The sequence below is a fragment of the Mesotoga infera genome (assembly GCA_011045915.1).
Classification (GTDB): Bacteria; Thermotogota; Thermotogae; order Petrotogales; family Kosmotogaceae; genus Mesotoga; species Mesotoga infera_D.
In genome coordinates, this window is sequence record DSBT01000146.1 from 1 (window position 1) to 12,017 (window position 12,017).

Below are 12,017 nucleotides of genomic sequence, written 5' to 3' on the forward strand. Positions count from 1 at the left end.
ATGGAATCCTTTTCACAGGGGACTTGCTTCAGGACTTGCGAGAACGCTATGTTCCGATTTTTGTAGTTTTGGCACAAACAACCTCTAAAATATCAATTTGGGAGTGATCAGACAATGGCATTGAAGAAATCCCAACTGTATCAATCGCTCTGGCAGAGCTGTGATGAGCTGCGCGGAGGGATGGATGCTTCGCAGTACAAAGATTATGTACTGACGCTGCTGTTTATGAAGTACGTTTCTGATAAATACGCCGGAATAGATGACGCGATAATAGTTGTTCCACCTGGAGCCAGCTTCGATGATATGGTGAAACTCAAGGGCGATAAGGAGATCGGAGACAAGATAAACAAGATCATAAACGCTTTTGCTCATGAGAACGAACTTGACTTCCTTATAAATGCGGCTGACTTCAATGATGAGACGAAGCTCGGCCAGGGTAAAGATATGCAGGACCGCCTCTCGAGGTTGGTCGCTATATTTGAGGGACTTGACTTCACATCAAACAGGGCAGAGGGAGACGATCTTCTAGGAGATGCATACGAGTACCTTATGAAAAACTTTGCCACAGAATCAGGCAAGAGTAAGGGCCAGTTCTACACTCCGGCAGAAGTCTCTAGAATAATGGCGAAAGTAATCGGCATAGAAGAAGCGAAAAACCTTTCGGAACCCACTGTGTACGACCCGACTTGCGGATCCGGATCGCTTCTAATAAAAGCGGCCAATGAAACTGAGATATCAAGACTGGCAATCTTCGGCCAGGAAATGGATAACGCGACTTGGGCCCTGGCAAAAATGAATATGATACTCCACGAACATCCCACGGCAGAGATATGGAGAGGGAACACCCTGGCAGCTCCGCACTTCAAAAACCATGACGGTACACTGAAAGCCTTTGATTTCGCGGTCGCAAATCCGCCATTTTCATCTAAGTCCTGGACCAATGGTCTGGATCCTTATCATGACGAGTTCGGGCGATTTGAATACGGGGTACCTCCGGCAAAGAACGGTGACTATGCCTTTCTTCTGCATCTAATAAAGTCGCTGAAGAGTCATGGTAAGGGCGCTATAATCCTTCCTCATGGTGTTCTATTCCGCGGAAACAAAGAGGCGGATATCCGTAAGAACCTTATTAAACGAGGTTACATAAAGGGGATCATAGGTCTTCCGTCAAACCTCTTCTACGGCACCGGCATTCCTGCCTGTATTATCGTCATAGATAAAGAGAACGCTACTGTTCGAACTGGTATCTTCATGATCGACGCTTCCAAAGGGTTTATGAAAGACGGAAATAAGAATCGCCTACGCTCACAGGACATACACAAGATAGTTGACGTCTTCAGAAAACAGACTGAAATATCGCGTTATTCCCGGATGGTGCCACTCAGCGAAATAGCTAGTCCAACTAACGACTACAACTTGAACATTCCAAGGTATATTGATTCATCCGAACCGGAAGACCTACATGACCTGGACGCTCATCTGAATGGTGGGATACCGGAACGGGATATAGATGATCTGAAGCATTATTGGCAGGTCTTTCCTGCGCTAAGAGAAGCGCTTGTTGAAGGTAATGGCCGCCCTGGCTACTTGGAGCCAAAAGTAAATACAAACGAGATAAAGCAGACAATACTAGAACATAAAGACTTTCAGGCTTTCTCTTTCAAAGTAAACACCCTATTTGATAAGTGGTCCAATGAACACAAACCACTATTGAAGGAGATCGCAATAAACGATGCCCCAAAACTAATAATACAAAGGTTATCCGAGGATCTGCTGGACAGTTTTGTGTATATTCCCCTGCTTGATCGTTATGATGTTTACCAACGGCTTATGGATTATTGGGCTGATGAGATGCAGGATGATGTGTATCTAATCGCAGTAGATGGCTGGTTAAAAGCTGTGAAACCTCGCGGAATAATCTCTAACAAAGAAAGAAAGATTAACGAGAAGCCTGATCTTACAATCGGCAAAACCAAGTACAAGATGGATCTAATCCCGCCTGAGTTAATAGTTGCGAGATATTTCTCTGAAGAAAACGCTGAAATTGAACAAATGATGCAACAACAAGAAGAGGCTTCCCGCGAAATTGAAGAATTCGTGGAAGAAAACACAGGGGAGGAAAGTCTGCTCGAAGAGGCGGTGAATGAAAAGGGAAGCGTTACTAAGAGTGCCGTTACAGATCGCCTTAAGGAATTGGGAAGGAATCCGGATCCCGAATTTGAAGATGAACATAAAGCTTTAAGCCGCTATCTTGAACTATATGAGGCAGAGTCGGCAGCGAAGAAAGCAATCAAAGATGCACAGTTAGTCCTCGATAAAAAGGTTCTACAGAAATACGGAGACTTGAATGAAGAAGATATAAAGAGGCTTGTTGTTGAGGATAAGTGGTTTAGCAAGATTCGAACCTTTATTGAGGAAGAAGTCGAAAAGCTCACGCAGGGATTGAGCAACAGAATTAAGGAACTAGAGGAACGCTATTCGCAGACACTACCGGATATTGAAAAGGAAGTCGATCAGTTTAGTAAGAAGGTTGCCGAACATCTGAAAAAGATGGGATTGGTGTGGGATGTGTGAAGAGCAGCTGAGGATGGATAATTTTGAATCTGTTCGTGAAGGCCATTCTTCCGATGAAATACCGCCTGGTTATAAGAAGACTGAGGTAGGAATTATTCCGGAGGATTGGGAAGTGAAAAGGCTTAGAGATTGTCTAGTTGGACAACCAGAATATGGAATAAACGCATCCGCGGTCTCTTATTCGGAGAATCTTCCAACATACATAAGAATAACCGATATCACGGATGAAGGAAGATTTTCTTCTGAAAACATAGCCTCTGTTGCAACTGACAGTTATCACAATTTTCTGCTAACAGACGGAGATGTCGTTTTCGCTCGTACCGGTGCTAGTGTCGGTAAGTATTATCGTTATAGGCCTGGTGACGGAGCTCTTGTATTTGCAGGATTTTTGATTCGTGTTCATCCTGATAGAAGCAAGCTCCTACCTCAGTTCTTAGAAGCATACCTTGGAACCTCCCCATACTGGAATTGGGTTCGATTGATGTCGGCACGCAGCGGTCAACCTGGGATAAACGGAAAAGAGTACTCTATACTGCCTGTTCCAGTAACTTCCATCGCTGAGCAGGCTGCTATTGCTGAAGTTCTCACTGACGTTGACAATCTTATAGAGTCCCTTGATAACCTCATAGACAAAAAGCAGGCGATAAAGAAAGCAACTATGCAGCAGCTTCTTACAGGAAGAACTCGTTTGCCTGGTTTTGAAGGGGAATGGGAATTGAAGCAACTAGGAACTTTTGCATGCGTTAGAAGTTATAGGGTGTTTCCTGCTAGTGTTAATCCAGAAACCATTTGTATAGAACTAGAACATATTGAACAAGGAACTGGCAGACTTTGCGCTTACTCTAAAGCGGCTGAATCTGAATCTTCGAAGTTTCTATTTTTCTCAGGCGACATATTATTTGGACGGTTAAGACCCTATCTTAAGAAATTCTGGCTTGCTAAACAAAACGGTCTTTGTTCGACAGAAATTTGGCCGCTTAATGTTAGTACAAGTGATATCCTCAACAATTTCCTTTTTTATGTTGTTCAAACTGAGCAGTTTTTGGAAGCCTCTGGAGTTTCATATGGTACACATATGCCTCGAGCAGATTGGAAAGTATTGCGAGAGTTATTAATAGCTATTCCAGCAATTGAAGAACAGCGCGCAATTACCTCGATTCTACTAGATATGGATGCTGAAATTGAAGCTTTGGAGCGCCAAAGAGATAAGACAAAACAGATAAAACAGGGAATGATGCAACAGCTTCTAACCGGAAGAATAAGGTTACTGGATAAGGAGGCTGTATGATGAGTCCGCAGGCGACCTCGATACGACTCTTTCTCGTAGATGGAACTCCAGACGGAATACGAATAATAGAGAAGTCAAACTGGACAGGTGTAGCTGTTGTTGCCGGCCGTTCGAATCTTGTTTCTGCTCTTTTGCGAGATGAATTATCCCGTCCCGGCGTGTACGTACTGACGGGTCCCGGCAAAAGTGGTTCCTCCAGAATATATATCGGCGAAGCAGATATTCTGCGCGACCGTCTGAAACAGCACGCAATGAAGAAAGACTTCTGGACGGGTTTTGTTGCATTTACAAGTAGTAACGAGGGACTGAACAAGGCGCATGTGCGTTACCTCGAAGCGAGTCTTATCAAACTTGCGAACTCTGCTAACCAGTGGGAGGTCGAGAATAGTACAACACCTCCTCTGCCTCCGCTATCGGAAGCCGATCGTGCCGATGCAGATTGGTTTCTCAATGAAATGCTTGTCATTTATCCAATCCTGGGAATAGACGCGTTTGAGGCCGCTTCAAAGGATGTTGTATTGCAGGGCCCGGATGAAGAATACGTTCTTTCGCAAAGAGGCGCGAGAGCCAGAGGCATAGAGGTCCCGGAAGGTTTTGTGGTTAAGCAGGATTCTTGTGCGCGTATTGCAGAAGTAAATTCTATACAGGCCTATTTGCATGATCTTAGGCAACAGCTTATAGATCGTGGGGTTTTGAAGCAAGAAGGCGGCTACTATGTGTTCACGCAGGATTATCGTTTCGCTTCTCCCTCTACTGCTGCGGGTGTTTTAGTTGGAGGTCCCGTAAACGGCCGCACTGCCTGGAAAACCGCTGAAGGAAATACCCTGAAAAAGATTCAGGATACGAGGACGGAGGCAAGTGGATGAAGGAATATGTCGGGCAACGTGAAATCATAACCCAGAAAGCGGTGCTGACTTTTCTTCAAAACGCTCTGGGTTACAGGTATCTTGGGAACTGGAAAGACAGATCCGATAACAGCAATATCGAACAGGGGCTGTTGACTGACTGGCTGAAGAAACAAGGACACGATGACACGACTATCTCAAAGACTATTGACCTTCTCGAAAAAGCCAACACTGTTATCGGCGAGAGAAACACCTACTACGCCAACAAAGACGTCTATGGATTGTTGCGCTATGGGGTTAAGGTCAAGAGAGATATACAAGAACAATACAAGACAGTTTGGCTAATCGACTGGGATAACATCGAGAACAACAATTTTGCTGTAGCCGAAGAGGTAACGATAATAGAGGAACATACAAAGCGCCCCGACATAGTGCTGTATGTGAATGGTATCGCCTTCGCCGTTCTCGAATTGAAGCGCTCCACAGTATCCGTGGAAGAGGGAATTCGCCAGAACCTGGACAATCAGAAAAAGGAGTTTATAAGACGTTTCTTCTCTACTATTCAACTCATTATGGCCGGAAACGATACCGAAGGCCTAAGATATGGGGTCATCGGAACAACGGAGAAGTATTACATGCGCTGGAAGGAAACAGAGGCACATCCGCTGGCAGGCGATAATCCTCTGCTGAAAGAATTGGGTCAGCTCTGCAGAAAGGATCGATTACTCGAGATAGCACATGACTTCATATCATTTGATGCCGGAATTAAGAAGACCTGTCGCCACAGCCAGTACTTCGGAGTTAAAGCAGCGCAGGAACGCATAAGACGTAGAGAAGGCGGAATAGTCTGGCACACCCAGGGCAGCGGGAAAAGCCTAATAATGGTCTGGCTTGCCAGATGGATCAGAGAAAACGTAACCGGTTCTAGAGTGCTTATTGTGACGGATCGTATAGAGCTGGATGAGCAAATTGAGGGAGTCTTCAAGGACGTTAAAGAAGATATACTCCGCACTAAAAGCGGGGCGGAGCTTATACAGGAACTGAACACCAATGAGAGATGGCTCATATGCGCGCTTGTCCACAAATTTGGAGCGGGCGAGGGAGCCAGTGAAAAAGACGTTAAAGAGTATCTGGATGATATAAAGAAAAGTCTAACCGCCGACTTCAAGGCTAAGGGCGAGATATTCGTCTTTGTGGATGAGTGTCACAGAACTCAGTCGGGAATTCTAAACGATGCCATGAAGAAACTTCTTCCTGAAGCGATGTTTATTGGCTTCACTGGTACCCCACTATTGAAAAAGGATAAGCAGAAGAGCATAGAGGTGTTCGGCCCTTACATCCATACATACAAATACGATGAGGCGGTGCGCGACGGTGTTGTACTCGATCTAAGATATGAAGCGCGCGACATCTACCAGAATTTAACTTCGCCAAAAAAAGTAGATGAGTGGTTTGAAATCAAGACGCGCGGATTATCAGATGTAGCCAAAGCTCAGCTGAAGAAACGCTGGGGCAGAATGCAGGAAATTCTAAGTTCAGAAGATCGACTACAAAAGATTGTAAATGACATTTTAATGGATATGGAAAGAAAGGATAGGCTCCAGAGTGGCAATGGCAACGCCATGCTCATTGCTGACAGCATATACTCGGCCTGTAGATTGTATGAGATGTTCAGCAAAGCGGGTTTTGGAGATAAATGCGCTATTGTGACTTCTTACAGACCCACTGTTTCCAGTATAAAGGGAGAAGAGACAGGCGAAGGTCTTACTCAAAAGCTTCTTGAGTACAAAATCTACCGAAAGATGTTGGCCGACTTCTATGATGAGTCTGAAGATAGAGCGATGAACAGAGTCGAAGAATTTGAGAAAGAGGTCAAGAGACGCTTCATAGAAGAACCGGGACAGATGAAATTGCTTATAGTTGTGGATAAACTGCTAACTGGCTTTGACGCACCCCCGGCGACATACCTGTATATAGACAAACAGATGCGTGATCACGGTTTATTTCAGGCTATCTGCAGGGTTAACCGCCTTCACACGGAAGATAAGGAGAATGGTTATATCATTGATTATAAGGACCTCTTCAAATCTCTGGAAGGGGCCATAAAGGACTATACCGGTGGAGCCCTTGACGGTTATGACCGAGAAGACGTAGAGGGGCTGCTTAAGGATCGTTTGGATAAGGCGCGTGAACGGCTGGAAGAGCTTCGTGAATCGATTAAGGCTCTATGTGAACCGGTAGAACCGCCCAAAAACACCTCTGCTTACATAAAATATTTCTGCGCTGAGGAAAGCGGCAATGTGCAGCAATTGAAGGAGAATGAGCCTAAACGCGTGGCTTTGTACAAAACAGTCTCCGCGCTCGTAAGGGCATATGCGAATCTGGCAAACGAACTGGAAGAGGCTGGTTATACATCGGATGAGATAAGTACCATAAAGCACGAAGTCGCATACTACGAAAACGTCCGCCAGGAAGTCAAACTGGCAAGTGGCGATTACGTGGATATGAAGGCTTACGAACCGGCTATGAGGCATCTTTTAGACACTTATATTAGGGCTGAAGAAAGTGAGGTACTCTCAAATTTTGATGATATGACTCTCGTAGAAATGATCGTAGACAGGGGAGAAAGTGCCGTTGATAATCTGCCCGAGAGTATCCGCAAAGATAAAGAAGCCGTATCTGAAACGATTGAGAACAATGTAAGAAAGCTTATCATAGACGAATCTCCGGTCAATCCAAGGTACTACGAGAAGATGTCATCTCTTTTGGACGAACTTATTCAGGAAAGGCGCAGACAGACTATTGATTACAAGAGTTATCTCGAACAGATTATCAAACTGGCGAAACAGGTTGCAAGACCAGCAACGGAAGCTAAATACCCGGGCATGATTGATACCCCGGCAAAGATGGCTTTTTACGACAATCTTGAGCAGCTGGACGATTTAGTGGCGAAAGATCCCCAGGGACAATATAAGTATCACAACGATTCGGATTCGCGGGCCCAAATGGCTATCGCGTTGGACAAAGCGATCCGCGATGTGAAGAAAGCCGACTGGAGAGGCAACCGCCAAAAAGAGCGCGAAGTTGAGATTGCAATAAAGAATGTACTTGGAAATTCAAATCAACTCGCTAAGGAGATATTCGAAATTGCCAAAAACCAGCGCGATTATTGAAGAATACAAACTCGAAGTTATGGGAATTCCCGTTGAGGTTGTGAGAAAGCATATAAAGAACCTTCACCTTGCCGTATATCCACCTGAGGGCAGGGTGCGCGTAGCTGCTCCGCTTCATATGAATAAAGATGCGGTACGGCTTGCGCTAATCACCCGCATAGGCTGGATTCGGAAGAAACAGGAGGCTTTCAAAAACCAGGAAAGGCAATCTCGCCGGGAGATGATTACTGGAGAGAGTCATTACTTTCGAGGTCGCAGATACAGGTTGAAAGTAGTAGAAATAAACAGGCCTCCGACAGTCAAGCTTTCGAACAACTCCTCAATAGAACTCAGGATTCGCCCTAGTAGCGATCGGGCAAAAAGAGAAGCCGTTCTTTACGAGTGGTACAGGAAGAGATTAAAGGAACAGATTCCCGCCATGATAACCGAATGGGAACCTAGAATCGGAGTCGTGGTTGCCGATTGGGGTGTTCGCAAGATGAAAACGCGATGGGGGAGTTGTAACATAAAAGCGAGGCGTATTTGGCTTAACCTTGAGCTTGCGAAGAAGTCTCTTTCCTGCCTCGAGTACGTAGTTGTACACGAGATGCTTCATCTTATTGAGCGCCATCATAACGACCGCTATAAATCTCTTATGAGCGACCTGCTTCCTAATTGGCAAACCACGCGCGATGAACTGAATCGCTCAGCGATTGGTCTTCCGTAGCAATTTATTGACGTAAATACCTTCTCTCGACAGCGCACTGTATGCGCTAACCGTTTAATGACCTTACATTGATATATTTGCTTACCAGCACAGTCTCGATTTGTATTGTTATTTTATGCTACAAACTTCCTTCAGTAGAATTCTGCCTAGGCACTATTGATTTCTGCAAAATAACCTTCTATTGACGTATAGGATCTATTCTTCAAATTTCGCACAATTTACTATCTTTCAATTTTAAAGCTAGACACAGCTATTTATTAGTGCCCCTGTCCTCCACAGATTATGACTTGTTATTTCTACAACAAGAAACAAATTAATTCGCGGAGGTCGGCTTTTTTTGAAGAAAGTCATTTCGGATCAAGAAGTAGAAACAATTTTTGAAATGTACAAAGAAGGTAAAAAGGTAAGTGATATTGCAAAGGCCTTTGGGGTTACAAATTCTACAATATACACGCGTTTGACTCGCCGCTTTGGACCACTGGGTAAGGAACGAGCCGTTAACAAGAGAAAATACTCTGTTGACGAGAGTTTCTTCGAGGTAATAGATACCCCGGACAAGGCATACGTCATGGGCTGGTTTTTCTCTGACGGCTCGAACAGCGTGTCGCCAAATGTCGCAAAAATCGATGTAGCAAAGGATAGCCTAGACATCCTAGAAAAAATAAAGGAAGCAATCGGATCAAACGCGCGAATTATTCCTATGAAAAATTCTGCAAATAGCTATGCGGGAGAAAATGCTCAGATGCTTTATAGATTGGGTATCTATAACAAAAAAGTTAGTAAGCAAATTGCTGCGCTTGGCATCTGTGGAAATATGACATATACACGCACGTGGCCAGAATGGCTCACAGAAGACTTAGAACCTCATTTCATTAGAGGTCTGATTGACGGCGATGGCTGTATTTCTATAAGCAATAAAAATGGCTTTGCGATTGGTTATTGGGGAACAGAAATGATGTGTGATGGCCTAAGCAAAGTACTCTCCAAAATTGGCGTCGAACATTCGCACAGAACCGACAAAAAGGGCCACCACTTTATTCGGATTACCAAACAGGCTGAATGTATCAAATTTGCTGACTACATATACAAAGACTCCACAATCCATTTGGCCAGAAAATTTGGCAAGTACCAAACAATGAAGGCTATCAGGGACGAGAAAGTTCACAAACGCGCGCAAAAGTCAGACTCCTTGACAATGGTATAGAAATTATACTTATAATTATTCCGCAAAATGTACTCTGACCAATTGTTTATCCGGGTTTTCGGGCTTTTTTAGATTAGATATTTCTCAGCATTTTAAGCGCTAATTGAATGGTATACTTAATTATAAAATGGAAGAGAGGTGATCCGGTATTGGCTCAGAAAAGCAAAACTGATCTTAGAAGTATATTCCTTGAAATAAAAGAAATGGTAAGACTGAAAGTCTACAGAATAACTTTAACTGATGGAAAACGGGAACTCAACATTTCTAGGCCGCCTATGACCCGATCGGAAAAATCAAATCTAGGTTTCATTGAAGACGCGACTCTTGCCTTTTCAAACGGGAAGAGTTCCTGGAGCGATGAACATCAGATCGAATATTGTGGCGCACGAAAGACAAAGTATTTTGAATATTATGGACTGTCTTCTCCAATTAGAAAAAGGCTGACTACCAACTACTACTCACATTGCTATAACGAGATCGAAAAGGCTATGCAGACTGCCTATTACTTGCAGCCGAATTTCTCATTCAATTTTAAGCCTGTCAAAAAAATTCTTCACAGGGATAAATTCAACCTTAAAGACACCTTTGACAATGCCAAAAGCTTTATTAAGCATATTACCAAAAAGTTTAACGCTGAAGGGTATGAATTCAAATCGATTCTGGTTCCTAGCACTGCAAAGGGCAATAGTTACAACGGCATTCTGCATTACCATTTAGTTGGAGCCTTTTTTGAAAATGGTCGAAAAATAATCAACCAGGAAGAGCTACTTCACGTTTTTAGACGCGTTTTCAAGTTAACAGCAAAAGGTGATTACTACTATATTTATCCTAACTTTGAAAGCAAATACTATGATGCTAAAAGGAAGCGGGCGGATGCGTTTTGTGCTATCGCGCTTTCAGTTGACTACAGCAATTTCAGAAACAAATGCGAACTATATAACATTGAAAACAACCTTACCGCTTCCTTGGGTAGCAAGGTGTTCAAAACTTCGTTTACTCCATCTGTCTATGGAAATAACAAAAAGAAGACTTATTATTCGTTATTTTCTGCTAATGGCTGTGGAAAATATAAGAGCAACATTAATTACCTATCGTCTGATGATATGGATATGCTGTACTACGTTATTAATGAGTATTATGATAAGCAAATCGCGCGTTCAGAGTATGATATAGGTTATTGTGTTACCAACATTAATTTGTCCAGACTACTATCCATGCCAGTTGTCAACAATATCGTTTATAACCAGCCCATAATGTCTGTTATCGCAGCATAATTGTACACACAATTAGTTTGTACTCTGAGGTAGTGGAAGACTTTAATGTGAACTAAATATATCGTCTTTTCTAATTAAAATAGCAATACTCTGCAACGGCCTCTTATGGGCCGTTTTTTTATGCCTCCAATGCTTACTTCTAAGCTCCAAAAGTCTTGATTAGCTGAATGTAAGCGCCTCCGCGGACGTACCAGTATGTGGGTTTCTGGCCTTGTAGATAGGATAGTGAGATTTATGCCCCACCCCTCTACGGCGCAAGACTCATAAGGCCTCACTTCTTGGTGAGGTCAATTCATTTTAGGAGGCGTTGGTATGATCAAAGCAATTGAGCTACAGATTGTTAGGGAGTATCTGAATGATCTTTCCACTGTTCAAAGCGGGACACTTTTAAAAGAGCTAAATCAAAAAACCGAAACTGGTTGTATTGTCAAATCATTGCTAGATTTGATGAACACGTTGTATCCAGACTACATGAGGAGTCAAATCCACCATAATCGTGCTGAACGGCCTGAATCGCTCTACTGGGCGTGTCACGATATGATCGCCCTCGATCAGGAAATGATGAAAGTAGTATCACTTTCTACAAAGCTGAATATTGTAGGTATCGATCTAGTTAGTTTAGGCATTCTGGACAGCTGTATTTGCCACCCCAGGGAGGTTTTCAGACCCGCAATAATGAGATCCGCCGCGGGAATCGTTCTTGTCCACAATCATCCATGTGGAGATCCCTCGCCTTCGGAAGAGGACAAGACTACGACTAACGCGATAAGAGAAGCAGGTAAAATACTAGGAATCAGACTGGTTGATCATGTAATCCTCGCAAAAGGTTCTCTATACTCATTTACAGATGAAAGAATAATTGATATGTTGGCTATTGAAGAGACAATTTCAGTAAAAGAATCCGATATTAATCTATAGAACATAATTCTATAGTCTATTGTTCTATAGACCAT

At 43.4% G+C, this 12,017-nt stretch carries 8 protein-coding genes; all 8 read left to right on the top strand.

The features are described from left to right. Positions 1–114 precede the first annotated feature (114 nt). A complete protein-coding gene (locus ENN47_05335; protein ID HDP77597.1) occupies positions 115–2,574 on the top strand; it encodes a type I restriction-modification system subunit M in 2,460 nt (819 codons plus the stop codon). Further along, positions 2,567–3,862 (top strand): restriction endonuclease subunit S, encoded by a 1,296-nt coding sequence (locus tag ENN47_05340; protein ID HDP77598.1) that lies wholly within the window; start codon positions 2,567–2,569, stop codon positions 3,860–3,862. Before ENN47_05335 ends, ENN47_05340 begins: the two co-directional genes overlap by 8 nt. Then, the gene (locus ENN47_05345; GenBank protein ID HDP77599.1) at positions 3,859–4,728 is read left to right on the top strand and encodes a GIY-YIG nuclease family protein; all 870 of its coding nucleotides are present in this window, start codon (positions 3,859–3,861) and stop codon (positions 4,726–4,728) included. The genes ENN47_05340 and ENN47_05345 overlap by 4 nt, the downstream gene beginning before the upstream one ends. Then, positions 4,725–7,880 (top strand): HsdR family type I site-specific deoxyribonuclease, encoded by a 3,156-nt coding sequence (locus ENN47_05350; protein ID HDP77600.1) that lies wholly within the window; start codon positions 4,725–4,727, stop codon positions 7,878–7,880. The genes ENN47_05345 and ENN47_05350 overlap by 4 nt, the downstream gene beginning before the upstream one ends. Beyond that, positions 7,810–8,586, top strand: a complete 777-nt coding sequence (locus tag ENN47_05355) for a M48 family peptidase (protein HDP77601.1) — start codon at positions 7,810–7,812, stop codon at positions 8,584–8,586. The genes ENN47_05350 and ENN47_05355 overlap by 71 nt, the downstream gene beginning before the upstream one ends. Positions 8,587–8,923: 337 nt before the next feature. Next, a complete protein-coding gene (locus ENN47_05360; protein ID HDP77602.1) occupies positions 8,924–9,790 on the top strand; it encodes a hypothetical protein in 867 nt (288 codons plus the stop codon). 149 nt (positions 9,791–9,939) lie between these two features. Beyond that, positions 9,940–11,064 (top strand): hypothetical protein, encoded by a 1,125-nt coding sequence (locus ENN47_05365; GenBank protein HDP77603.1) that lies wholly within the window; start codon positions 9,940–9,942, stop codon positions 11,062–11,064. Between the two features lie 312 nt (positions 11,065–11,376). Then, entirely contained in the window at positions 11,377–11,982 is a 606-nt protein-coding gene (locus tag ENN47_05370; protein HDP77604.1) for a JAB domain-containing protein, read from the top strand. Positions 11,983–12,017: the final 35 nt, after the last annotated feature.